The 25145-nt window shown below is 35.5% G+C and carries 18 protein-coding genes; 10 read left to right on the top strand and 8 right to left on the bottom strand.

Translation table 11 applies throughout. The features are described 5' to 3' along the window. Positions 1 to 116 precede the first annotated feature (116 nt). On the top strand, positions 117 to 4724 hold the full coding sequence (locus tag ACMAYL_RS14155; RefSeq protein WP_412463397.1) for a hypothetical protein: 4608 nt from the start codon (positions 117 to 119) through the stop codon (positions 4722 to 4724). Here the strand turns inward: ACMAYL_RS14155 and ACMAYL_RS14150 are convergent, their stop codons facing one another. Continuing rightward, positions 4725 to 5672, bottom strand: coding sequence for a hypothetical protein (locus tag ACMAYL_RS14150; RefSeq protein WP_103217895.1), 948 nt, complete (start codon positions 5670 to 5672; stop codon positions 4725 to 4727). It lies immediately after the preceding gene. 189 nt (positions 5673 to 5861) lie between these two features. Here ACMAYL_RS14150 and ACMAYL_RS14145 point away from each other — a divergent pair, with 189 nt between their 5' ends. The 5 genes from ACMAYL_RS14145 (at position 5862) to ACMAYL_RS14125 (ending at position 11579) form a co-directional block, all read left to right on the top strand. Then, positions 5862 to 7436 carry a hypothetical protein gene (locus tag ACMAYL_RS14145; RefSeq protein ID WP_412463396.1) on the top strand — a complete coding sequence of 525 codons (1575 nt, stop codon included), beginning with the start codon at positions 5862 to 5864 and terminating at the stop codon, positions 7434 to 7436. 212 nt (positions 7437 to 7648) lie between these two features. Further along, positions 7649 to 8827: a trypsin-like serine peptidase gene (locus ACMAYL_RS14140; protein ID WP_158246860.1), complete on the top strand. Its 1179-nt coding sequence runs from the start codon at positions 7649 to 7651 to the stop codon at positions 8825 to 8827. Positions 8828 to 8957: 130 nt separating this feature from the next. Then, the gene (locus ACMAYL_RS14135; protein WP_412463394.1) at positions 8958 to 9482 is read left to right on the top strand and encodes a hypothetical protein; all 525 of its coding nucleotides are present in this window, start codon (positions 8958 to 8960) and stop codon (positions 9480 to 9482) included. Between the two features lie 704 nt (positions 9483 to 10186). Further along, positions 10187 to 10351, top strand: coding sequence for a hypothetical protein (locus tag ACMAYL_RS14130; RefSeq protein ID WP_412470324.1), 165 nt, complete (start codon positions 10187 to 10189; stop codon positions 10349 to 10351). Positions 10352 to 10385: 34 nt separating this feature from the next. Beyond that, positions 10386 to 11579, top strand: coding sequence for a hypothetical protein (locus ACMAYL_RS14125; RefSeq protein ID WP_412470323.1), 1194 nt, complete (start codon positions 10386 to 10388; stop codon positions 11577 to 11579). 83 nt (positions 11580 to 11662) lie between these two features. Here ACMAYL_RS14125 and metG read toward each other — a convergent pair whose 3' ends face one another. Both metG and leuS read right to left on the bottom strand, forming a co-directional pair. Then, positions 11663 to 13147: a methionine--tRNA ligase gene (metG, locus tag ACMAYL_RS14120; protein WP_103217899.1), complete on the bottom strand. Its 1485-nt coding sequence runs from the start codon at positions 13145 to 13147 to the stop codon at positions 11663 to 11665. A gap of 2 nt (positions 13148 to 13149) precedes the next feature. Next, positions 13150 to 15558: a leucine--tRNA ligase gene (gene leuS / locus ACMAYL_RS14115; RefSeq protein ID WP_103217900.1), complete on the bottom strand. Its 2409-nt coding sequence runs from the start codon at positions 15556 to 15558 to the stop codon at positions 13150 to 13152. 179 nt (positions 15559 to 15737) lie between these two features. Here leuS and ACMAYL_RS14110 point away from each other — a divergent pair, with 179 nt between their 5' ends. From ACMAYL_RS14110 to ACMAYL_RS14100, 3 genes are read left to right on the top strand one after another with little or no spacing between them, the layout of a single operon-like run. Continuing rightward, positions 15738 to 16238 carry a c-type cytochrome gene (locus ACMAYL_RS14110; protein ID WP_412471275.1) on the top strand — a complete coding sequence of 167 codons (501 nt, stop codon included), beginning with the start codon at positions 15738 to 15740 and terminating at the stop codon, positions 16236 to 16238. A 54-nt stretch (positions 16239 to 16292) separates the two neighbouring features. Beyond that, complete coding sequence (locus ACMAYL_RS14105; RefSeq protein ID WP_103217902.1) at positions 16293 to 16685, top strand: cell envelope biogenesis protein OmpA; 393 nt, start codon at positions 16293 to 16295, stop codon at positions 16683 to 16685. Then, a complete protein-coding gene (locus ACMAYL_RS14100) occupies positions 16686 to 17210 on the top strand; it encodes a gamma carbonic anhydrase family protein (RefSeq protein ID WP_103217903.1) in 525 nt (174 codons plus the stop codon). Here ACMAYL_RS14100 and ACMAYL_RS14095 read toward each other — a convergent pair. The 5 genes from ACMAYL_RS14095 to ACMAYL_RS14075 are packed head-to-tail and all read right to left on the bottom strand — an operon-like array spanning position 17200 to position 22059. Next, positions 17200 to 17616 (bottom strand): response regulator, encoded by a 417-nt coding sequence (locus ACMAYL_RS14095; RefSeq protein WP_103217904.1) that lies wholly within the window; start codon positions 17614 to 17616, stop codon positions 17200 to 17202. The two genes, ACMAYL_RS14100 and ACMAYL_RS14095, sit on opposite strands and share 11 nt — an antisense overlap. Next, positions 17616 to 19091, bottom strand: a complete 1476-nt coding sequence (locus tag ACMAYL_RS14090; RefSeq protein WP_103217905.1) for an ATP-binding protein — start codon at positions 19089 to 19091, stop codon at positions 17616 to 17618. Before ACMAYL_RS14090 ends, ACMAYL_RS14095 begins: the two co-directional genes overlap by 1 nt. Before the next feature lie 15 nt (positions 19092 to 19106). Next, the gene (locus tag ACMAYL_RS14085) at positions 19107 to 19568 is read right to left on the bottom strand and encodes a hypothetical protein (protein WP_103217906.1); all 462 of its coding nucleotides are present in this window, start codon (positions 19566 to 19568) and stop codon (positions 19107 to 19109) included. Between the two features lie 3 nt (positions 19569 to 19571). Next, the gene (locus tag ACMAYL_RS14080; protein ID WP_103217907.1) at positions 19572 to 20327 is read right to left on the bottom strand and encodes a hypothetical protein; all 756 of its coding nucleotides are present in this window, start codon (positions 20325 to 20327) and stop codon (positions 19572 to 19574) included. Between the two features lie 7 nt (positions 20328 to 20334). Beyond that, complete coding sequence (locus ACMAYL_RS14075; RefSeq protein ID WP_103217908.1) at positions 20335 to 22059, bottom strand: SpoIIE family protein phosphatase; 1725 nt, start codon at positions 22057 to 22059, stop codon at positions 20335 to 20337. Positions 22060 to 22119: 60 nt separating this feature from the next. Between ACMAYL_RS14075 and ACMAYL_RS14070 the strand changes: the two genes are divergently transcribed. After that, positions 22120 to 25023: a hypothetical protein gene (locus ACMAYL_RS14070; protein WP_412471274.1), complete on the top strand. Its 2904-nt coding sequence runs from the start codon at positions 22120 to 22122 to the stop codon at positions 25021 to 25023. Positions 25024 to 25145 lie beyond the last annotated feature (122 nt).

Here is a 25145-nt window from a genome sequence, read left to right as displayed (position 1 = left end):
AATCACATGAAGTAGACACTATGTTCATTTTTTAGACACCATGTAATACTGTAAGTAGCCAAAATTATTGATCTTTTGTCCCAGTTAGTTGGCACTGTGATTGCACTATATAGGGCATGAAACTAAAAAAGCTAATCTCATTCATTATTATTTCTCTTTGTTCATTCCAAATGGCGTTTGCTCAGACGATCGAAAATGCTCGATCTGTTGCAAGTGTTTATGACCTAGAGGAAGTTCTTTCAGAGCTTAGTGAAATTAAAAAGAATCTTCGTGGAAATGTTTCAAGTGATCTTTCTGAAGAAGAGCTTGGTCAAATTGCACAAGGCTTTCAAGCACAAAGTGCTCAAGAATCAGAAGGTGAAGCTGAGTTTCAAACTGAATTTATTACTTTTCTTGATTCAATCAAGAAGAATTCTTGTGGTGTAAAAGATTATCAAGATGAGCAAAGAGCACAAGAAGCAAAGAAAACTTCTCGTGGAGAAAACCTTTTTTCAAGCATTGCTTCTGTTCTTGCTGAAGTTGAAGTTGATGCAAAACTAAATCGTACTCAAAATAGAAAAATCGATACTTACTCTAAGCAAGCATTAAATTACTTCACAAGAGCGAAGTCACTTAAGACAAAGATCGAAGACATTATTAATAACACAAATGAAGCTTATGCTGATAAAGAGCAGCTTCTACTTGCTTATAATGATTCAGTTGTTAAGGGCCTATATGATATTAAGGTTATCCTTTCTCCTTTTAGAAATGTGTCTGAAATCAAAATGGATCAAATTCTTCCAAAGTTAACGACTGACTTTATTGAAGAAGAAACTGAGCTTTATAATTTTCTTGTTCACGGTGAAATGAAAGATAAGATTTTCTTCACTGTAAATATTGATGGAAGTGATGTTGAACTAAAGCTTAATTCATTTTTAAATTCTAAAAGAGATGTTGTAACAGTCAATGAATCTCCAAGTGCAAAGAGTTATCTACGTGCTTTAAGAATTCTAACGATTCAAATGATGGCAACTCAAATTAAAAACTACGACCTAATGATCGAATCTAAAGAAGATAAGATCGTGATTCCTAAGAGCTGTCGTAGTGAAGTTAATGGTTCATGGCCACAACTTTTAGAACTAAAAGTTGATGAATCAGTTGCAAAAACTTACCTAGATAACCTTATTAATAACTCTGGCCTTTCATATGATGAATCTAACCTTGAGCTTATGAGCGTTAGAGAGGCTGAGCAACTTAATCCTTTAGCTGAAACAATGGTTGCTTCAACTACTGTTGAAAATTTTCTAAGAGCGGCAAAGGGAAAAGAAGCTACAAACTTCTATCAAAAATATTTGAAAGCAGGTTTTGATGAAGTTAATGCATACAATAAGTTTGTTGATATGAAGATGGGTGAGATCGCTCAAGCCTATAAGAAAAATATCTACTCTTATAAAAGAGGTACAAGAACGCAAACTTCTAAGCAAGTAACAACAAAAGATATTGGCCTTATCAATGATATTATTGGTGTTGTTCCAGAATCGAAGACTATTGAAGTTGATATTTACGAAGGTGACCAGAAGTATGTTGAAAATATTTATCCTTCAGCAATTAATGCTTCACCATACCTGGCTTCTAAAATGGCACAAGCTAGAACTGAGAATTTAGAAGATATTATTAGTGATTCAATTAAAAATGAATTAAAGAACAATAAAGTTGTAATTGAGTTTCCTTCTCTCTATTCTCAAGAGTCATACCGTAACTGGGGACTAAATACTCTTTATCATAAAGCTCTTGAGCTTCAAGATTCACAAGAGTTTAAGGTTGGTTCTCGTCACAATACAATGCTTTTTGGTTTTTGTTACAGAAATCCAGCTCAAATTTGTAAGGGACTTTCAAGAAAAGATAATGTTCTAAAGAGAGTTGTAAGCTATATTGACTCTTTAAAGATTGATGGAAAATTCATTCCTGTTGCACGCCTTGATCAATCAAAAGTTAAAGAGAGTTATGTTACTCTTGCTAAAGTATTTGATTACCTAAGAACTGGTCCAAAAGTATTTTCTGAGCTTGTAACAAATGAATATGATTACTTACTTGACCAAATGCAGGCCCTTAATCCTCTTGCAAAGGTACGATTAGGATACTTAGTTGCTCGTGAAGAGCTGCAAAATATCAGAGATGGGCAGGTTAAGACATATAAGAAAACTTCTCGTGGAATGAGAGTAGATTATAGCTATAAATGTTTTAATAATAATATGAAGGCTTATCTTGAAAACCTTGAAGAGGCAGCTGAAATTCTTAAAGTAAACCGTAGCATCAAACCTAACTTTCTAACGAATGAGTTAAAGAAAGATGAATATGCGAGACTTTGGAACACAATCTTTGATGAGTTCAATAAAGACACGACTCAGATCATGACTGCTGAACTTAACTCTGGAAAAAAAGCATTTGAGTTAATTGACTCTTTATCAAATAAAGTAACTCTAGATCGTAATCAAATTGAAGATGCTGCCAATGAGACAATTGATGGCCGTCTTCTATATCAAACAACTGAGGATATCAACGAGCGCTTACAAGAAGAAGATGTAGAGAAAGTAGCATTCTTTAAAGAAATCTTAGCTGCTAAGTCACACAAAGAAAGATCAGCAATTTTTGATTCTCGTCCAGATAGTATTGATATCTTCGATGACTATGAATTAGTACATAACTTTCTAAAGTTAAATATGGATCTTAAGACTCCTGTATACAAAGAAATCTTAAAAAGATCTGCACTTAAGCGTCAGCAAGATACTTATAAGAAGCTTAATAAATTCTGTCAGATCGATGAAGATGATATCGATAGTTTAAAAGAAAACTTTTATGCAACAGTTAAGATCCAAGATCAACTAAATCAACTACTAGGTATCCCAGCTGTACCTAAAGAGTTAATGGATAGAATGGATGACTGGAATAGCGACGAGAAGTGGGCAATGTTTAATGGTGTATTTGGCTTCCTTTTAGGTATGGGTGCCGTACTTGCTGCAGGTTCATGTACACTTGTAACTGGTGGCCTATGCGGTCTTGCTATTGCAAGTGCTGGTGCAGTTGGATTTGGTATGCAAGCAAATGCCATTCGCTTAGAAACAAAAGTAAAATTTCGTGCCGATAGAAGTGAGGAATACGTAGGTGAGATGGCCGAGCTTGGTTACACAGATTCAAACTCAACTGAAAACGTAGCAAAAGGATGGATGGCCGTAGCATTTGAAGTCATTGGAACGATTTCAATGATCTCAATTCTTACTAGAAGTGTTTCAGTTGGTTCTAAGATCTTTAAAGAATCTCTAAAAGCAATTGTTAAGAATCGCTCTCAACTTGGTATTAAAGAAGCCTTAAAGCAGTCTGGTAAAGATGCTTCGGTTATCGTAAATGAGTCAGAGGTTGAATTTGCAAAGCTAGTTCTTGGTCTTAAGAAATATAGTGATGTATTTAAGAAAATGCTTTCATCAAAGTCGATGGATGATATTGCTCAAAATCTAAGAAATCTTGATCTTGATGAAGAATTTGTCGAGAAAACTCTTAAAAAAATGGACCGTATTGAAGCTAATTACACTGCTGGGAAGCTTTCTCAAGCAAGCTATAACAAAGCAATTAAGAATATTGTTGCAAGTGTTGAAGAAGCAATTACTCGTTCACATGGTGGAATCTACCGTTATACTAGTGATGTTGCTGTTAATTTAAATTACTCTCAAGTAGATGAAGCACTTGGAAGTACAGTTTCAAAGCTATTTAATGGAAGTCCATTAGAGCTTAGACACTATATGGGAAGTTATGTGAAGAGACTTAACTCTACAACTTTCAGTAACTCTTCTAAGGCAGCTCGCTCTAAGCTAAGAGTGAGAAAAGCAGACCAAGGTCACTACATGAGAGGGACAAATTGGATCGTTCGCGCTTGGAATGAAAACACTGCAAACCTTGCTAAGAATCGTCGCCAATTCTTAAAGATTTATGATGAATTACAAAGACTTCCTGAAGCAGAGCTTGCTGATTATATTGCAAAGAATGCTGATACTCTAACTGAGATTTTTGTAAAGATTCCTCTTAGAAAGAGAGACTTTCCATACATGCTAATTCAAGGTGCTCCTCACACTGGTGGATTCTTTGGAAAAAGACTACCTGTGATTTCAGCAGTAGGAGAGGGTGTTCTTATGAGAAAGATCTTTACTGCTCGTGCAAGACTTATTTCAGAAGTTGCTCGTCGCTCAGCACGTGAAACTTTAGGAATGAAGAAAGTTCTTATGGCCGAAACAGTAGGAGATATTTACCGTGGACTTGAAGTTTCAGTTCTTGAAGCTCTTCCTAAGATGAGTAAGAAGGAAGTTACTGAAGTTGAAACGATGATTGCTACTGTTAAAGAAAAGGCTATCTCTGGAATCGTTAGAAACCTAGAGAATGACCGCGCAGCTGTTAAATTCATGAATAAGTATAATGTAAGCTTTGATGGATTAACTCCAGAACAAACATTTAGTGAACTTAATAGAATTCTTTATTCTCCAAATGGAACAGTTGAGAACACTCTTTCACGCTATCTATGGGCAAGTGCAGATGTTGAAGGACTATTTAAGTCTCCAGAGTTTTCAGGATTAGCCTATAAAGTTATGAGAGATACAATGAAAGAAGAAAATATTGGAAGCTTACAACGCTACCTAAATGCTCTCAAAGTTCTAAAGATAAAGGACAATGGATCACTTGGTAGCGTCGAAATTTTTTAATTATTTAGAAAAACACTTAGTATCAGGATCTCTTAAATATTCAATTAATGCCAGCTTCTTTTGACGAGTTGCTGGTGTTCTCGCTTCATCAGCTTCTCTTTGAAGTACATCAAAGAATGCATCCATCGTACCTTTTTTAGTCTCTTTCATTTCATCAGAAGTTGCTTTAAGAAGACGAGTTAACTCCGTCATTTCTGCATCGCTGAATCCACTTGATAGAAACGAATAGAATTTATGTCCATTTGTATTGCTAAATAGGTCAACCTTTCCACCACTAACTGAAACATCTCTAATTGCAGAGATTAGATCTTTCTGCACTGGTGAGCCTACTTTTTCGGCAGTTAAGAAATATAGTAATGATTCTTCATCCGTTGCATTTAACATTGGTGTACGGCTTGACCATTTTTGTGTCTTTACGGCAGAGTTTATCTGACGAGACATTTTTACTGGTGAGCTATAACGAGACATCACTTTAAAAATTCTTTGAGAATAATCATCTTTCATTTCAGATAAAACAAAGTTGAAACCAGCATCAGATAAATTTTTATTCACACAAGGTGCACATGAAAGGATACCACTTTTGTTATACCCATAACGTTGTGATAGGTAGACAAAGTTATTGATAGCATTTTTGATTTCCTCTGGAGACGCGGAATCTTTTGTAAATACTTCTTCCATTCTCTGAAAACGGGCCTTGTCCTGCGATCCCGAAACCATCATCTTAAGGGTATTCATACTAAAGTCTTCTTTCTTTCCAGTGTGAGAAAGATCCTTCATTGCCAATTCAATATTATTCGCAACAACAGACCTCACTTCTTGGTCTGCGATTCCACTCTTAATCAAAAGCTCATCTAGGCCGTGACCTGCTGACTTAAATACACTGAATACCGAACCAAATGACAACTGGCTCGTAAGCATTAGGAATACTATTTTTGATGATAATTTCATTCAAACCCTCTTCTGATAATTTCTTAACTAAAATATCGGCTAATTTTGATCAAATATTTAGTAAGATGCTATGTGTCGGTGGGGAGAATCCTCAAAATACGAAGGAAATCAGGATGTTATGAGGATGAACAATCCTTGAATTAAGAGAATCGCTTGGGTACAATGACGCCTCACTTTGGGGAACGTATTATGGTAAACTTATTTAAGGTATTAGTTTTATCTACTTTTTTACTGCCAAATTTGGCCGTAGCAAGTATCGATGGAGCAACAGAATCTGAAATTGAAACCTGTCGTCGTCTAAGAACTTTCCTCGCTGGTGGCGTTGGTGAAGTTGAGTGTCAAACTGAATATCAAATCTATTCTAAATTCGTTGGAAATTATAATCGTCAAAGAGTTAAGAAAGAGTCCAAGCAAGTTCGCATTGGCGCTTTTAATTTATTTAAGCCAGGTGCAACTCAAACTGAATACAAAGATCACGAGTTAGTGGCAGAGATAATTAATCATTGGGATGTTGTTGCTGCTGTTGAGTTAACTTCAAATAATGGCCTTAGTAAAAGACACAATGATGCAATTGTTGAGTATTATACAAATCGTCTTGCTGAGCTTGAAACAACTAACGCAGATGTAAATGCACTAACAACAAGAAATGAACTTGCTCTAATTCGCGAGCAATACGATTTTCCTGGATATATTCTTCTTTTAAAAGAGCTTCAGAAACTTGATTCTTCTTGGTCACTTGTTCTATCTGGTAAACAAGAGGGAAGTGAGAATGCTACAGTAAAGGAGCTAACAGGTTACTACTATAGAAGTAGTGTTGTTGAGCTAAAGAAGACGGATTACTGCAGCGATCGTTACGGCCGTAATGGTAAATTTGGTTGTCTTCCAGTTTTAGATGAAAAGACATTTGGACGTGATGTTGATGGTCTTTTTTCACGTAGGCCTTTTATCTCGACATTTGAATCAGGGGAGTTTGATTTCACTCTTCTTTCAACTCACGTCATTCACAATGCTCCATCAGATGAAGCACTTCAAAAGAAGATTTTGAATAATGTTTTTGGTGTTGATGACTATAAAGATATTGGTCCAGGTGTAACACAACTTAAATACGCTCGTTTTGCGGAAGTAAGACTAATGGCAGAATTTGTTGATTACCTAAGAAAGTCTTACTATGAGCAAGACTATATTATTTTAGGTGACTTTAATTTAGAAAGTTCAAATAATTACTGGGAAACCTTCTTCAAGGATTTTAATAATCTTGAAATTAGAATTGAGGGAGCAACTTCAATGGCCGTTGGTAAGAGTCTTTCTGATGGGACGATCACTCATGGGACAAAGAGTAACTATGACCACTTTCTATTTGATCCTAAAGAAACGACAAATTGCCAAGGTGATGGAGCTGCTAAAATCTTTAACTTCATTGAAGGTGATTTTTCTCGTCTAATTAATAGAAGATACCTAATTCGTTCAAATGCAATGTACTACTCAACAACAAGAGAAAAAGATATGTACCGTCTAAAAGCAGGCGGACGTGAAAAAGTTGAATCACTTGTTAGTAATTATGTACGTTCAATTGAAAATAAAATGACAGTTAAAAGCGGTCAGCTGGTTAAAAGATTTGATATCGAAGAAAGCAAGCAAGAATTCTACGATCGCGTGATCGATTCTCAGTTATTTGATAAGACTTATTACAGCTATCTAAAAGAGGTAATAAGTGATCACTTACCAATCTACATGAATTGCTCAAATCAATACGACAACGACTAAATTTATCAGTGCTTAGGCATTGGTCGAATTTGGGGAACAACGAAATAGAAAGCCTCCGTATGGAGGCTTTTTTATTACCTAAGTGCTTAAAAATACATTGTTCTGGGCCGTATTTATCCTGAACGGCCTATGAAATATGTTCACAATAGAAGATATTTAGCCTTATTCGTTCTAAGATCAATTTATTAATCAACTTAATGAAAGGTTTTACTATGAGCAAAGCTAAAGAACTTATTTGTATGACAGCGCTACTAATGGGGCTGACTTCTTGTCAAAATGACAGTGCAACTATTGAGAAAGTAGTCGAGGCAAGTAGTAGTAATATCATCATCGGAAATGATGATCGAAGATCAACGATCGATAATTTAAATAAAACTTTCTATCGAAAAGTTGGCCAGTTAAGGTCTGATCTGAAGCTTGGAAACTCTGGAATTAAAAAAACTGCAACATGTAGCGCGACACTTATAAAAAATAAATTTGTTATTACAGCAGCTCACTGTGTATACCTCTCAGATACAAGTAACTTACTTAAGAATACATACTTTTATCCAGGGATCGATGGTGTCGATAATTTTGATAGCGGACGTTATCCAGTTGTTCGTGTCTATCATCCTGAACTTTATGATAATGAGAGTTTTTCTTCTTCTGAAGATATTGCAATACTTGAGCTTGGTGCTGGCAGTGATGGACAACACGCAGGGCAAAGAGTTGGAACACATGGCTACTGGGGAACAGAATCATTCCCAAATGGTGAAACACTAACAATCGGCTATCCAGGAGATAAGCCGAGTGCAAAACAATTTTATGAAACAGGTTGTGATATCACTAATAGTAATTATAACCATCTTTCTTTAAATGTAGAATGTGATGTTTTTAAAGGACAAAGTGGTTCTCCAATTTTTGTCTACAACTCACAATACGATAATTTCTTTATTCATGGGGTAATCACTAGTGAGAGTCCTAGAATGAACTTTGGAAGTTTCCTATCTAAAGAAAGACAAAAAATCATTAATACAATTTTTGATGGAAGCTTTTCGACGAGTAATGAATTTGAAGAAAAGTGGATAACAAAGAAAATTGAACAGGATCTGCTAGTTCGCATCCTTGTTAAAAATACTTGTAAGAGTAATGAGGCGAGAGTCGCTTTAAATTATAAGAATATTGAAAATGAGTGGAATACAGTAGGCTTCTACACTGTTGGTGCAGGTGAAACAAAAGAGCTTGCAGTAAGTCCAAACGGAGTTTTCTACTTAGCTGCTAAGAACAGAAGCTGGAAGTCAATTATCAGTGGTTCTTACTCATTTGATTTACCAAATAGTGGAGTCCAGAAATTTAATAAGTATTCAACTCAAAAGTATGGGGACTACGTTGTAACAGTACCGTGTTACTAATATCGAGTGACTTAAAGAACAAAGAAGTATGCCTTAGCACTAATAGCTATTGGCCTCAATAAAAAATACTTTTAATAGCATTTCATGTACCCTACAATAAATTAAGTTTTAATTTACTTAAGGGTTTATTTTGAGAAATCTTCTTACTTTATGCTTACTTGTCTTAATTTTATCGTCATGCACAGAGAGTGACATCGTTGTAGGTGTAGATGTTAATCCTCTGGAGAGCCTCTCTGTTGAAGAAGCATTCTATGCTCAGGCCATAGGTACTTGTACAAATAATACTCGCCAGCATAGGGCCTTGATGTTTACTGGAATTCTTTCAAGAGAAATCGCGGGAGAGCGCTACGTGGCCGAGGTAAAGATTATTCTTGATCGGAATGCAAAGACCTATGACATGATCTATTCGGAATATCCATTTCCCGCCAATATAGATCAAACAAACTTTACAACTAGTTTATCAAGTACATATGAAGTTGTGGAAAATACTATTGCTTTAAATAACTTTGCTATTATTAAAGCAACTGTAGAAAATGATAAAATTTCTCCTCTTATGGAAATCACAAATGACATTCGAAGTATTATTGATACTAGAGCTATTGTAGGACGTGCGAAGTTCTATTCAGATGATGATATTGTTAATGAGTGCTTGTAGTCAGGACGATTACATTACTAGTATAAAAAAAGCCTCCGTAATGCGCATCGTGCGATTCAAAGGTTGCCCAAAGGCAAGCTTTGGCGCACAGATGAATGTGACTCAAGAAAGCTAGCCGTAGGCGCGGCTTTCGGTGAATAAGAGATGACTCCAGAAGATTCTTATATCATTTTTTCTTTGAAATTATCTATATAACTTTGGAAATGAGTTTGAGGCGAGATATGCATCTACTTGCTGATGTCATTATTTTAGTAGTTTACTAGTTAAATCTATAGTTCTTCTGTAAGTATAGATTTTATTCATCACTTTTTTAAAATTGTCGATAGATACAATATCTCACTTTAGATTTAAGTAGTGTAAAGCAAAAAAAGTTGCTTAGTCTTACTAATTTCACTGATCTTAGTGATAGATGAACTAATAACTGGAGGTAAACCATTATAAACCTATTTGAAAAGGAACTTAAAAAATCGGCTCGAGGATATTTAAAACTTTGCTTATTAGATATTAACTGTGAATTATTTCATAGGGATAGAAGCGTTGATGATATTCTGAATACATTAAAAGAGTCGCTTGTAAGCCAATTATATTTTGAGATAATAATAAAAAAAAATGAGAGATTTCATTACCCATATTTATTGATAAAGAAGAATTGTGAAAGTGAATATGATTTAGTCTATAGAATAAGACTAAGTGATAGAGGGGATATGCTATATTTGGAAGGTTTTGAGATTAACGACTTAAGTGAATATAAAACTATTCTTAAAATGAAGAAGTTTACTCGAGAAGACTTGTTTTTTAATATGGAAGAATTTGAAAATACGTTATGTGATGATTTAGAAAGCTTGCTAAGATGGAAGTCAAAAAAATAACTTATTACTGATTTAAAAGATGATATGGAGAGATATGATTTCAGTTAAAGCTTATAAAGAGAGTTATGTATTTAAGTTATGTAAATCCGCTACTAGTTATTTCGAATTAGGAATGGAAAGATTTCTTGAAGCCGAAAAAGGTGATAAGGACTATTCAGAGTCAATTTTAGGTAACATCTGTATTGCTATTGAACTATCAATGAAGGCATATCTTGCAAATAAGTCTCTTGCATTAGTATATGAGAGACTTCCTGATAAATTATATATTACCTTGTTATGTGAAGATGAATTTCAACTTTCTGACTCTTGGTCTGATATTCTGAATGATCGCTTAAAGTCTATAACATTTGATAGATCTATAAAACTAATAGAAACCATTTTAGAGAATAGTTCAAAAAATAATGAAATTTTTAAAAAGCATATTTCAGAGTTAAAACATATTCGAAATAATGCAGTCCATTCTGTTCTAAATGTTGTTAATCCTGTGGTTTATATTTCGACCATGTATTCTGCTATAAAAGTAATTGAAGTACTTTTGACGGGGATACCAAGTGATTCGGACCTACATGATGTGTGGAAGGGGTATTCTCAATCAGCCTTTTATATCAACCAAAATGAAATAATACTAGCAAAGGTTAAAGGGAAAATTAACAATGCGAGAAGCTTAAAAAAGTATAATCCAGTTAGTAATAAAGTAGATAATATCTTTGAGGAAGTGTTAATTGATTGTCCTGCATGTTCTAATAAAGCTATCTTAAAAGGTAATGCATATAAGCCTTCTTTTGCAAACGAGTTTGACAGAATTCAGTTGTATTCAGAAAGTGTTGAATGTAAAAGTTGCTCTTTAGTCCTAGATGGCTATGAAGAATTAGAAATTGCTAAAATACCTGAGTATGTTGAATTAGAACAAACATATATCGGTGCTGAATATTATTGGAGTGATTTTTATTTTAAGAAAGAGATTCAAGAACTATTTGGTACTAAAGACGAAAATATAGTTAATAGAATAAAAAGTTGGTGTAAAAGAAAATCTAGTGAAACATCTGAGTCTGAATATTCTTGTATGATGAAAATGTATGATGATGTTTTGGATAAAAGCTACGAATTAAATAGTATTCGAGAATTAAGATTCCTAAAAGAAAATAAGAGTGATTTGGATGCGGAGGGGCAGAGAGAATTTTATTTTGATCAGACCCTACGTCAGTTCTTGGGTATAAGTGAGGGCTGAGTAAAATACTTATGTTAAGTTCAAAGATATACAAAAAAACCGACATTAAGTCGGTTTTTTCATTATTTAATTTCAGGTTTAAGTTATTTTAATTCTACCTTAGGGAAAAGTGCTTCCGGCGGTTGAGGCGTATAAGTCGCCTTACCAAATTCCATTAACTCAGATCCATTTACGCTTGAACCAATATATTCAAGAGCAGTCTTTGTACAGTTTGGTAGGAAGGCCTGTAGCATATAAGATGCTGCGGCCATTCCGTAGAAACAGTTATAAGCGATTGGAGCAAATGCTGCTTCATCAGCCTTGTGCTTCCAAGGCTCTTTGTCGTTAACGTAAACGTTGAGGCTAACGATTAGATCCCAAATAGCATCAATTGCTTTATTGTGCTCACGCTTTTCCATGAACTCTTTAGCGCGCTCAAAATATGGAAGAGCATCGATCTCTTGAGTTACACCTTCAGCGTTATAAACTTTATCTGGGAAGCTCTTAAGACCTAGCTTGATAACTCTCATTAGAAGGTTACCGTAGTCATTTGCAAGTTCACTATTGTGTTTATCTACTAACTCTTGCTCAGAGAATTTTCCATCTCCTGAAGAAGAAATATTCTTTAGCATATAGTAACGGAAAGTATCCGTTGGATATTTTTCAAGCATCTCAAATGGATCAACAACATTTCCAAGAGACTTACTCATTTTCTTTCCGTCTTCAGCAAGTACCATTCCGTGAACGTAAACTTGTTTTGGAAGAGGAAGATCAGAAGCCTTTAGCATACATGGCCAGATTACAGAGTGGAACCAAAGAATATCTTTTCCAATTACGTGCATATCTGCTGGCCAAAACTTTTCTCTCTGGTCTGTAGTAAGAGCAGAGTAGTAGTTAATTAAGGCATCAAACCAAGTATACATAACAAATTTGTCATGACCTGGAACTGGAACACCCCAGCCTTGGCTTGGACGAGAGATGGCAAGGTCTCTTAGATCGTCATTTTCAAGGCGAGAGAGGATTTCTTTGTAGCGTGCAGTTGGCACGATAAAGTCTGGATTTGCTTTTAGGTGATCGATAATCCAGTTTTGGTATTCACTTAGCTTAAAGAAGAAACCTTCTTCTTCTTTTAGTTCAAGTGGCTTGTGGTGTTCTGGACAATTGCCATCTGGCGCTTGTGCTTCTGTATAAAAAGACTCACATGAAAGACAGTAGTTACCAGAGTAGTGACCGTGGTAAATCAGTCCTTTGCTTTCCAGGTTCTTCCATAGTTCAACACATGTATCAGCATGACGCTTTTCAGTTGTTCTAATGAAATCATCGTATTGGATATTTGCTTTAGCACATAGTTCTTTGAAGATCTCAACATTGGCATTTACGAACTCAAGTGTATCAAGTCCAGCGGCTTTTGCTGATTCAATTAGTTTTTGTCCGTTCTCATCAGTTCCTGTTAGGTAGTGAACTTCTTTTCCAAGAAGTTTATACCAACGAGCATATGAGTCAGTTACGATCTTCTCATAGGCATGGCCAATATGTGGACGCCCATTAGGGTAGTCAATTGCAGTCGTCGTATAAAATGTATTTTTCATAATTATCCTTTTACAACAATATTACAAATTCTACCTGGTACGTAGATTTCTTTTACAATAGTTCCTGTTAGGAATTTCGCAACTTTCTCATCAGCTTTCGCTTGAGCTAGAAAGTCTTCTTTTGAAATATCTGCTGGAACATCAATTGTTGATCTCGTCTTACCATTTACTTGGATGGCCATTGTGATGAGGTCATCTTTTGCAAGGTCAGCATCAAATACTGGCCAAGCTGCAAGTGAACAAGAAGTCGTCTCACCTAGGTTTGCCCACATCTCTTCAGCAGCGTGTGGTGCAAATGGAGAAAGAAGTCTTGTGAAGGCCTTAGCTGTCTCAACAGAAACCTTGCCAAGCTTGATAACTTCATTATTCATTACCATCATTGCTGAGATAGCTGTGTTAAAACGTAGGTTCTCAACATCTTCAGTAACTTTCTTAATTGTCTTATGTAGGTGCTTTAGAACGTCTTGGTTTGTTTCTTGACCTTCGTAAGTATTTTCTGGGTTACCGTAGAAAGTGAAAGACTTTCTTAGGAAGTTAAATACTCCTTTTACACCTTTCGTTTGCCATGGCTTAACTTTTTCAAGTGGCCCCATAAACATTTCATAAAGTCTTAAAGCATCGGCACCGTATTCAGCGATAATATCATCTGGGTTTACAGTGTTTCCTTTAGACTTACTCATCTTCTCACCGTGCTCATCTAGGATAAGACCTTGGTTGAAAAGTTTTTGGAATGGCTCTTTTGTTGAAACTAGTCCTAGATCAAAAAGAACCTTGTGCCAGAAACGAGCATAAAGTAAGTGTAGAACTGCGTGCTCAACACCACCAACATATAAATCTACTGGCATCCAGTATTCTTCTAATTGTTTATCCCATGCAACTTCAGAGTTTTGTGGATCGATGAAGCGTAGGTAGTACCAACAAGAACCTGCCCACTGAGGCATCGTGTTTGTTTCACGTCTTGCTTTCTTTCCTGTCTTTGGATCAGTTAGGTATAACCAGTCATCAATACGTGCAAGTGGAGATTCACCAGTTCCAGATGGCTCATATTTTTCAACTTCTGGAAGACCAACTGGAAGCTCATCTTCATCAAGGCATCTTACTGTTCCATCTTCAAATTTAAGAATTGGGAATGGTTCCCCCCAGTATCTTTGGCGAGAGAATAACCAGTCACGAAGTTTGTAGTTAATTTCTTTTTTTCCAATTCCTTCAGCTTCAAGGTGAGCGATTGCTTTTGCGATACCGTCTGCCTTATTAAGCCCATCAAGGAAACCTGAATTAATATGAGTTCCGTCACCTGTGAATGCAGCTTCATTTACATCGCCACCTTCAAGTACTGGAGTAATTTCTAGGTCGTACTTCTTAGCAAATTCCCAGTCTCTTTCATCGTGAGCAGGAACGGCCATGATCGCACCAGTTCCGTACGAGATTAGTACATAGTCTGCAATCCAAACTGGAATCTCTTTTCCATTAAGTGGGTTGATTGCATAGGCTCCAGTGAATACACCAGATTTATTTTTGTTTAAGTCTGTTCGATCAAGATCTGACTTAAGAGATGCTTCTTTAATATAAGCTTCTACTTCAGCTTTCTTCTCATCTGTCGTAATTTGAGCAACTAGGTCGTGTTCAGGAGCTAGAACCATATATGTTGCACCAAATAGAGTATCTGGACGAGTTGTGAAAACATCAATTTTCGAATCAACACCTTTTACAGAAAAAGAAACTTGGGCACCTTCAGAGCGTCCAATCCAATTTCTTTGCAGCTCTTTAAGAGACTCTGGCCAATCAAGATCATCAAGGTCTTCTAAAAGACGATCAGCGTATTCAGTGATTTTTAACATCCACTGCTTCATTGGCTTTCTGATTACAGGGTGTCCACCAACTTCAGATTTACCATCGATTACTTCTTCGTTAGCTAAAACTGTTTTTAGCTCTGGACACCAGTTAACAGAGATCTCGTCTTCAAATGCTAAACCTTTATTGTAAAGTTGAGTGAAGATCCATTGAGTCCACTTATAGTAGTCAATACTTGATGTTGCGATCTCACGATCCCAATCATAAGAAAATCCACAGGCCTTTAGTTGTCTTGTGAAATTTCCAATATTTTCTTTTGTGATCACACTTGGGTGTGTTCCAGTTTTGATTGCATAGTTTTCTGCAGGAAGCCCAAAAGAATCCCATCCCATTGGATGAAGAACATTATGTCCGTTCATTCTCTTGAAACGTGCAAGAATATCTGTTGCTGTATAACCTTCAACGTGACCTACGTGAAGTCCTGCTCCAGAAGGGTATGGAAACATGTCCAATACATAGTATTTAGGTTTTGATTTGTCTGTTGAGTCTGTTCTAAAAGTTTTGTTGTCGTCCCAAAACTTCTGCCATTTTGGTTCAATTTCACCAAAGTTGTACTGCATTAAAAGCTCCTGAATTTACTAGTAAAATATCAGGCCGAATTATAAACCCTATAATGTAGATCGTCTATTATGTGTGTCGCGTTAACTTGGGGATGCCCCGCTAAAGGAATTGCCAAAATAAGTCAGTGGATTTATACTTAAGCCATTAAAAGTAGATTAATTTTTTGAATGGAGAAACGATGTATCGTTTAGTGCTTTTTTCCCTAACGCTAGTAGGGCTAGTTCTTGTTATGAACCTATCGGCTTACCAGAGTGTTGAAGTCAACAATGAGAAATATAACTTTGAAAATGCAAAGAAAGCGCACGCTGCTCACTTAGTTGAAGTTGCGGAACTTGCTAAGAAGCACGCAGAAGTAACAGCACCTCCAAAAGTTAGTGATGAAGTTATCGAAGAGAAGACTCTTATTCCTCTAGATACTCCACAACTTGTTAGAGCAGATAAACTTTATAAGCAATGTATTGCATGTCACGCTAAAGATGGTTCAGGGAAAGCTGCAAATAAGGCACCAAGAATCGGTGGTCAAATGGAATGGTATATTGAGAAGCAACTTCTTGATATGAAATCAGGGGCCCGTGTTAACCAACAGATGTTAACGATTGTTAAAAAACTATCGACTGAAGATATTGCAGACCTAGCGGCTTACTTATCTAAGGTGCCATGGGGCGGAGTTAAAAACTAAAATTGAATATCGATAAGAAGCCGCTTTTAAGCGGCTTTTTTTTTGGGAGCAACCATGAGAATATTTTCACTTTTACTACTTTTGACGATTACTGCTTGTGCATCTAAACCAAAGCTTTATCCGAACTCAGCCTATCAAAGATACGGAAAGGTCCAAGCCGATCGCGATATTGAAATTTGCATGGCCAAGGCCGACGAGTTTCTTGAGAGTGATCGTGGAAGACAAATGGTTCGTGAAGGTGGAAAAGGTGCTGCGTGGGGTGCTATTGTAGGCGCTGTGGCAAGTGCAGTCTTTGGTGGTAATGCTGGTAAAGGTGCTGCTCAGGGGGCCGCAATTGGTGGTGCTAGTGGAGCCGCTTCAGCGGGGCTTAGTGAAGATCAGATCAAGCAACGTTTCGTAAACCGTTGTCTTGCGGAGAAAGGCTACGAAGTAATTGGGTGGAGATAAATGACTTTATATCGTTATAAAAATATTGAACCGACAATTGGAGAGGGATGCTTTATTGCAGACTCTGCTGATGTTATTGGTAAAGTTTTCTTGGGAAAGAATGTTTCTCTTTGGTTTAAAGTTGTGGCCCGTGGGGATGTGAACGAGATTCATATTGGCGACAATTGTAATATTCAAGATTTAACAATGCTTCATGTAGAAGATAATATTCCCCTAATCATTAAAGAAAACGTTAGTGTTGGTCATAGTGTGACTCTTCATGCTTGTACAGTCGAAGAAGGCTGCTTAATTGGTATGGGGGCGACCGTCTTAGATGGAGCAGTTATTGGGAAAAACTCAATTGTAGCTGCCGGAAGTGTTGTTCCTCCTGGTAAGGTATATCCTCCTGAGAGCTTTATTATCGGAACGCCTGCTGTGGTTAAAAGGAAGCTTACTCCACAAGAAGTAGAGCAGTATAGTAACCACTATAAATCGTACTTAATAACAAAAGATGAGTATTTAAACGAAGTCGAAGTTATTTGCTAAGCTTTAATAGATTGAAGACTTTATCAACAAGGTCATCTCTTGAGAAAGGCTTAACAAGAACATTTGTTACTCCTGAATTGATTACACTCACCATTGATCGGTTATCTAAGAATCCTGAAATAAGAAGGTATTTCATCTTCTGATACTTCATCGACTTACTTGCTATATCAATGAAGTAAGTTCCATCTTTATCAGGTAATTTGTAATCAATAATAACTAGATCGAAATCTTCATTTCTTAGTTTTAATAAAGCAACACTTACAGAGTCGGCCGTGACAATATTTCTAAAAGCACCAGTTTGCTCCAGAAACGTTTTTATTAAAAAGCAAATCTTATCTTCATCATCTACGATGAGAATAGAAGGTTTTTTAGGTGTAAGTGAATTCTTAGAAGGGGACATGGCCATTAGTCCTGCTCCTCATTTTTAATACCAAGCATATTTAATATATCTTCTCTATTAAAAGGCTTCTCAATAAAGCCTTTAATCTCTTTATGATTATCAAATTTTGATTTATCCGCTACTCCTGACATTACGAAAGTAGGGGTATTGAGGCCATTTTTTATGATATCTTTGGCAAACTCAACACCATTCATATTTGGCATATCATAATCAGTGATTATGGCATCAACATCAGTACCTTCTAAGATTCTTTTTGCTTCAATAGCACTTGATGCAAAGATCAAAGTAATAGGTCCTTTTGCAAAAAAGTTCGTAAAAAGATTTAAGATCTTTGGTTCATTATCAATGATTAAAACTTTTTGGAAGCTATGGTTTACACTAAGTTCACTATCCGTAAAAGTTGTCGTTTCCATTTTCGGAAGAGTGATTTGAAACTCACATCCAGTTTTTGTATCAATTAATTCAAGTGATCCCGAATATGAATCAATGATTTTAGAAGAAATTGAAAGTCCAAGACCTGTTCCTTCTCCTACCTCTTTCGTGGTAAAGAATGAATCAAATATCTTTCCTCGATTTTCTTCAGGAATACCTCTTCCATTATCTTTAACTGTAATGATGTAGCAGACATCATTGCTGGAGATTGAAAGTGAAATTTTTGGATCTTTAGTATTTGCCTCACCCAGAGCGTGAATTGCGTTGGTAACTAAATTGATAATAACCTGTTCTATCTCGATAGGATTAACTTTAACGATCGAAGATGTGTTTACATTAAAATCAAGAGATATCTGATTCTGCTCTAATGGTAGTTTCAGTAGGGTAAGAGACTTATTGATAATATCTTCAAGGGTAATAAACTTCTTATCACTCTCTCTATTATGAAGAAAGCTCTTTAAGCCTTTGACGATTTTAGTGATACGATCAATTGACTCACGAGTATCACTAATACTTTCGTGGATAATATCATTTTCTTTTAATTCTTCTCCGGCCAAAAGAACACTAATTAATTCAATATTTCCTGAAGCAATAGTAAGTGGATTTGAAATCTCATGGGAAATCGTTGCTGTAATTTCCCCAATTGTACTTAACTTATCAGCTTGAATAATTTGATTGTGAATTTGCTTCAGCTCTTCAATTTGATAACGATACTTCGTGTAGAGATTTTTCTCGATACTGATGTCGTTAAAACAAATTACTTTCTCGTTGTTGTCACTTTCAATTGCTTTGATAATAACGTGATAGAAGGTTTGATCTTCTAAGAAAATCTCTACTTCTGGCCCTACCTTTACATCATTCATATCTTCAAGAAAATCTTCAATATCAAAGCCGGTAAATAGGGTGCTAAGCTTTGGCGATTTTTTTAAAACTCTTGGCGACTTTTTGAAAAATGAAGCAAAGAAGTGATTATAATAAACTATCTCATTGTCATTATTTATGACACAGATTGGTTCAAAAATGGAGTCGTATAATTCGTATTTTGCCATCAGTTACATCTTTGTTTACTTCATCTGTTTAATGAATTGAAAGTACTGTGCTTCAATTGCATCAAACTCGAGTTCTTCACCTTCATCACTTTTCATAACAGGTGCCTTGTTATCAACGACATCACTTGTTTTAATAAGCATCATTTTTACATCGTCTGAAGATTCTTCGTAATATGGAGCATAGAAGCTTTCAACTTTTATTCCCGGTTTTATAAAGCCATGAACCATATTAATTTGTTCAATAACTGCCTGTGGACAATGAGAGTAGGTGATTGAACCAGTCAGCTCTGAAAGCATATTGATCCATTCACGAATTCCACATGAGTTAATCATCTCAACAGCATCGAAGTTGATATGAAGATTTTTATCTTTAACTCCAAGGATTGGTGTTAGATCAGCATCTTCATCAATTCTTCCAATTAAATTTAAAATCGTTTCATCATTTTCGGCCTTAATTTCGACCTTTAAGTTACTCATATTTTAATCCTTTAAATTATAAAAACTTATTGATGGTATTCTTTTACTAATATCTTTATACCGTTTATTTTTTTCAATATAGATGTAGAAACTAGTGCTATCTTGATTTCCAACAATGTGAAGTTGATCACAATTTTGAAGCATCAGATAAAGTCCAAGCCCTGCTCCACGTCCTTCCTGCCTCGGTGTCTTCTCTACAGCTGCTCGGTAGAGAGAATTTATAATTGAGGATTTTCCCACATTAGTATAACTCCTGTAGTGGAGGATCGTTTTATGTTCATCTTGAGAAATTTCAATTTCTCCATGTTTTTGGCTGTTTACTCGATGAAAAATATCATTCGTGTAAAATTCATTTGTAATCAATTTTAATTTATTTTCAAAGCTATCGTGATAATCTTTTAAGTCAATACCATCGAGTAATTGATGGCACTTCTGATCAAATTCATTTTCAAGAGTTATTTCTATTTTGTTTGTTTTTTTTGAATTGATTCTACTATCAAGATTGTTTTGTTTCTGCTTTGTTAGATAGGCAATAACGCTCTCAACCTCATCTTGTATGCAAGGGGAGGCTCCTATGAGGTGATTTGTTCTGTTGTCTTTAAGGTACTTTAAGTTCACAAGTATATCGTAGCGACTCAAAAAAATATCACTTGAATCGGCTAACTGATCACTGATTTTAAGATCAAGACTCGAGGATTGAATTTTCATTTTTTCAATCTCTTTAAATTGTTCGTTTGCAATCTTAAATTCTATACCCATAAGTACATCACTTTATTTCCTGGCAGATGAGTGTAAGATCATCATCAAATGAATCACTTCCTCTGTGGTCGTATACAACAGAAACTATTGTATCACGAATTTCAGTGGCCGTGTGCTCTCCATATGTCATTAAGATCTTTAGTAATTTTCTTAGGCCCCATTGTTTGCCTTCACTATTTTCTGCCTCTGTTATTCCATCTGTCATATAAACAAGCAGATCACCTTGTTCTAGAATGATCGTTTCATAGTCGTAGCTAGAGTCGGCACTTTCTCCAAGTCTTGGTCCTTTAGCATCAAGTAGGGGAATGATATCTGCTTTAGTAATCTCAGGCTTTTTAGGAACCTTAAGTACTTCTAAGTGACTTGCATTAGTATATGAGTATTCCTTAGTCATTGTGTTATAGACCGATACAAAGGCAGTAAGAAGTATTTTATTATTTGAAAGATTAATAACCTTATTTAGATGTGAAGTAATTAAAGCTGGCGAGATTTGACTCGAATCTTCTGTCAGTCTTATTTTAATACTATTAAATGCAGAATTGATTGCTGAAGTTAGAAGGGCCGCTGGCAGGCCGTGACCTGTTGCATCTGCTATGATGGTAATAATATATTCATTAAATTCGAAGTGTCCCCACCAATCTCCACCACACTCAGAAGCTGGAGCAGCATAAGAGCTTAGGCGAACATTTGGTGTATCAATATCTTTTGGCGGAAAGAACTCTTCTTGCACCATTTTAGCAACTTTCACTTCTTCATCTAAGCGTGCTTTCTCTTTCATTTTTTCAATATATTCTAGAATCTCACGACTCATTTGATTAAATGAGTCTCCAAGTGTCCCGAGCTCATCACTAGTGTTGATCTCTACTGTTGATTCAAAATCTCCCTGACCAATACTGATGGCCCTTTGGTAAAGCTTTTCTATCGGCTTTGAGATTGTTTTTGATAGAAGGATAATAATTATAGTCGACAGAGCAATAATAAAGACTGCAAAGAATATAGCTCGCTGAATAAGAAACTTTGTTACCGATAGTGCATCCGACTCTGAAATTGTTGAAACAACAGAAAGTGCAAATGCCTTTGTTTGTGCTATGGAAACAAGGTAGTCGTCATTATTGAAAGTTAACTTTTTTACAATGTTATTTCCCTTAAGCTCATTCTTATCATAATTATGAAGTCCAATAAGGTCATTTCCAAGAACAAGTGCTCCATCTTTAAAGACAAGCGTATTATATGTTCGATTTTGTGAGAGTAGGTTATTTAAAATATTTGCCTTGATAACAATTGAAGTAAGACCTTTATTTATCTTTTTAGTTAGAATAACAAAAACATCTTCTTTGTATTTGAAAGAAGTAAGTGAGTTATCTCTTGTGCTCTTAGGAATCACTAACTTGAAATCATTTTCATTTTGTTCAAAATCTTTATTGATTATGAATTGGTTCTTTTCAATGAAGGCGAGAATATACTTACTTTCTGCTACGGCCTTGGCTCTAAGTTTATTGTTCTTTATAAGAGATAAATTTTGGAGATCATTCTCAATTTTATTAAGAGTATAGTTCATCTCCTTAGCAACACTTGTAACATTGAATAGTGAGTTCTCATATAAGTAGGCTTTCTTATCCTTTTCAAAAAGGTGAGTGGCATACTTAGTTAGAAAAGCGATAACAATTATTAGCAGCGCTGTATTAAGCGATATTAATTTAAGCTTGATCGGAAATGTCGGTCTTTTGCCCATTATTTACCTATGTAGAAGTCTATTGAATATTTAGATACAATGATATTAACGATTTGCGTCATGCGCAAGAATGAGAAAAGAGTACCAGGAACAATTTTGGGGCGACTAAATTCATTAGTTGATACATTTCTAATCTTGATGTGCCTTTGTGTTGCGGCCTTTGCCGGCAACCAAGTTTTTAACACATCATATATTCCACCAATCATGGGTGGGGAGCGCATTACTTTAGGCCAAGTCTTCGAATTACAAAATGATGTGAGAAGAAGAAGTTTTGATAATTTCTCTTGGCATGATCTTGGTTCAAACGAAGCACTTTTCCATAATGATCGTATTTTCACAGATAGAGATTCTACTGCTCAGTTGGAATTTAGCTCTGGTAACCGCATTAAAGTCTCCGAAGAGAGTCTATTTAAAATCACACAAGAAACAGATGGAATTAATCTTAATATCGAACAAGGTGTTATCTTTGCTACTCTTAATAATGCAAGTGAAGCCTTTGTTGTTAAAGTAGGTGATCAGATCTATGAGATCACTTCAAATGATTCGAAGATTAAGATTTCAAATACAAATGGTAATAAAGAGTTATCTGTTCTTGATGGTAAGGCAAGCGTAAGACTAGGCGATCGTGAAGAAACCATTGAAAAGGGTGTAAGAGTACTGCTTACTGATGAGAGCTATACTATTAAGCAGAGCTGGCCAAGCGAATTTTCTCCCGTTGATGGTGATGTGTTCTATGTTAATGAAAAAAATAAAATTACATTTAAGTTTAATGAAAAAGTAGAAAAGTTATACATTTCAAACTCTCGTGAAGCTTTTGAAAACGGAGAAGCACATACTGTTAATGGACTCGAACTTAAGTTAGAGAATTTAGCTCAAGGCAGTTACTATTGGCAGGTAAGTGATGAAAGTAATGTTTCAACGGAAAAGTCATTTGAAGTTATCTATGAAGTTGTCCCTGAGTTTGAAAACCTCGATGAGATTCAAAACACCGTTTTAGTGAATAAAGAGAAGCTCATTTATACTCAAGCATTTGAAAATATCGAATTAATGATTAATGGAAAAGTTTGGGAAGATTTTGATTATGATGAAGGTGAGTTGAAAATTTCTTTTGAGGAAGTTGGTGAGTATGAACTTTCTTATCGAAATAAAAGTGAGACGCATCCTTATGCGCTCTTTTCTAATCCTGTTCTAATAAAGGCCGTTGCAAAGCCTGGAGATATTGTTTTAAAGAGACCATTTAATGGCGAAGAATATTATTTCTATAATGATGGTACTGTTAAATTTTCTTGGGAAACTCAAGATCTCTTTAGTGGGGTTAGTACTTATCTAGTTTTAAATGGCAAAAGACAACTGGTTGCTGGGAGTTCTTTTTCTACTAGTGTTAATGAAAGTGGAGAATATTTTTGGTCATTGGAGTATGTCCTAAATAATGAAGTGATTGCTCGTTCAAAAGAAAATAAATATGTTGTTACTTTTGATAATGACAATAGTGCTCTTGAACAAGGACGTAAGATAGTTGTTAAAAAGCCAGGTGATGTTATTGATTTAACATGGCAGCAACAGGGGAGTGATGAGTTCATTGTTGAGATCTCTCGCGATCGTAATTTTAGTGCTATTAAAGAATCTATAAAGACCACTGAAAGTAATACTAAGCTACTTATTAAGGAACTTGGTGTTCACTATTGGCGTGTTAAGAATGAGGAAAATAAATTTGTTCCTCCCGTTAAAATAATTATTGTACCTCCGCCGCCACCAAAAGCGCCTCGTATTGATAAGGTCGAAAAGAGAGTTCAAGTTATTAGGCAGTCACTACCAATTGCCATCGTAAATTTACTAATTGATCAGGCATTTGCTCAAGAGAAGATTGAACTTAAGTGGGAGCCTGTAAGTGATGTTAAAGAGTATCGTATACAGATTCTTGATGGTGAAAAAATTATCGTTGATGAGAAAGTTAAGAATAATCGTTATGAGTGGGATGACTATCTAACAGGTAACTTCCAGTGGAGAGTTTCTGCAATTGATTATTGGAACCAGGAAAGTCCATTTTCTGCGCTTGAGGATTTAATCATTACAAAAAAGTTTGGTGGAGCAAAGGGGATTGATCTCGTTTCTCCAAGACACGGCCTTGTTATTAATGAAGGTGATATTGTTGAGATGAAGTTTGACCAAGTTCGTGGAGATAAATTCTTTATCGAAATTTCAAAAGATAAGTATTTCACAAATATTAAGGAAATACCTCTTGGAAATAAAACAACTTATACTTTTAGAAATAAATTAGCAGAAAGCTTTTATTGGCGCGTTAAGGCCATTGAAAAGAAGGACGTAATCTATTCTAAAAAAAGAAGAGTTGATGTTTTAAGTAAAAAAATTGCCAAAGTAGAAAACAGTAGAAAAAAGATTTTTACTACAGGTAATAAGAAAGAAAAAAATTGGTATGTAGGCTACGCTCCTGAAAAAACAAATTATGAAGCCATTAGTAATGGAAAGAAAATTGTCGTTGATGATATGAACTTGATCTCATTTTATGCTGGCCTTAAGAAAGATTTTAAGGTCGCTGTAACTGATTTTGAATTACGTCATTCAAGTGGTGTTGTTTTTGATGATCTAGCATTTAATCAAACGCGCTTAAAAGTTAGCAGTCACATGCCCTTAAAGAAGCTCCCTCGCTTCAAATATGGTGCGGCAGTTGCTTTTGATTATCGAAGTACCCTTGCTTATGAGGGAAGTGAAGTTGTTTCAAATGCTGAGTTTACTTTCAATATTGGTATAAGCGGTATTTATGAATTTGAAAAAATTAAGATAAAAGCAGAGTATTTCATCCTTGGTTTTTCTGGCCTTAATGCAGAGGCACTCTATCAGATTAATAATAAATATCAGGTTGGTTTCCAATATCAGACCCTTGAAAAAGATGACCCAAGTATCACGCTTGATAAGATGGCCTTCAAACTTCAGTATAGTTTTTGAAAATATATTTTATGGACTGACCAGTATATGGGCCAGATTTTTGGCCCAATAATCTTAATATTCCCTTCTAAGTTATTGATAATGAATAAAAGTAAGGCCATTTTCGGGGCATGCCGATGGGC

This window comes from Halobacteriovorax sp. RT-2-4, from assembly GCF_047085445.1.
Taxonomy (GTDB): Bacteria; Bdellovibrionota; Bacteriovoracia; order Bacteriovoracales; family Bacteriovoracaceae; genus Halobacteriovorax_A.
The sequence above is the reverse complement of the archived record's forward strand: the minus strand, read 5'-3'. Positions and strand labels throughout refer to the sequence as shown.

Bases quoted from the DNA above. Each gene is read 5' to 3' on its own strand.
- metG (WP_103217899.1), bottom strand. From the start codon at position 13,147: ATGAAAAATACATTTTATACGACGACTGCAATTGACTACCCTAATGGG.
- ACMAYL_RS14095 (WP_103217904.1), bottom strand. From the start codon at position 17,616: ATGGCCATGTCCCCTTCTAAGAATTCACTTACACCTAAAAAACCTTCT.
- ACMAYL_RS14085 (WP_103217906.1), bottom strand. From the start codon at position 19,568: ATGAGTAACTTAAAGGTCGAAATTAAGGCCGAAAATGATGAAACGATT.
- ACMAYL_RS14090 (WP_103217905.1), bottom strand. From the start codon at position 19,091: ATGGCAAAATACGAATTATACGACTCCATTTTTGAACCAATCTGTGTC.
- leuS (WP_103217900.1), bottom strand. From the start codon at position 15,558: ATGCAGTACAACTTTGGTGAAATTGAACCAAAATGGCAGAAGTTTTGG.
- ACMAYL_RS14125 (WP_412470323.1), top strand. From the start codon at position 10,386: ATGATTTCAGTTAAAGCTTATAAAGAGAGTTATGTATTTAAGTTATGT.
- ACMAYL_RS14075 (WP_103217908.1), bottom strand. From the start codon at position 22,059: ATGGGCAAAAGACCGACATTTCCGATCAAGCTTAAATTAATATCGCTT.
- ACMAYL_RS14070 (WP_412471274.1), top strand. From the start codon at position 22,120: ATGCGCAAGAATGAGAAAAGAGTACCAGGAACAATTTTGGGGCGACTA.
- ACMAYL_RS14155 (WP_412463397.1), top strand. From the start codon at position 117: ATGAAACTAAAAAAGCTAATCTCATTCATTATTATTTCTCTTTGTTCA.
- ACMAYL_RS14105 (WP_103217902.1), top strand. From the start codon at position 16,293: ATGAGAATATTTTCACTTTTACTACTTTTGACGATTACTGCTTGTGCA.
- ACMAYL_RS14150 (WP_103217895.1), bottom strand. From the start codon at position 5,672: ATGAAATTATCATCAAAAATAGTATTCCTAATGCTTACGAGCCAGTTG.
- ACMAYL_RS14100 (WP_103217903.1), top strand. From the start codon at position 16,686: ATGACTTTATATCGTTATAAAAATATTGAACCGACAATTGGAGAGGGA.
- ACMAYL_RS14130 (WP_412470324.1), top strand. From the start codon at position 10,187: ATGCTATATTTGGAAGGTTTTGAGATTAACGACTTAAGTGAATATAAA.
- ACMAYL_RS14140 (WP_158246860.1), top strand. From the start codon at position 7,649: ATGAGCAAAGCTAAAGAACTTATTTGTATGACAGCGCTACTAATGGGG.
- ACMAYL_RS14110 (WP_412471275.1), top strand. From the start codon at position 15,738: ATGTATCGTTTAGTGCTTTTTTCCCTAACGCTAGTAGGGCTAGTTCTT.
- ACMAYL_RS14145 (WP_412463396.1), top strand. From the start codon at position 5,862: ATGGTAAACTTATTTAAGGTATTAGTTTTATCTACTTTTTTACTGCCA.
- ACMAYL_RS14080 (WP_103217907.1), bottom strand. From the start codon at position 20,327: ATGGGTATAGAATTTAAGATTGCAAACGAACAATTTAAAGAGATTGAA.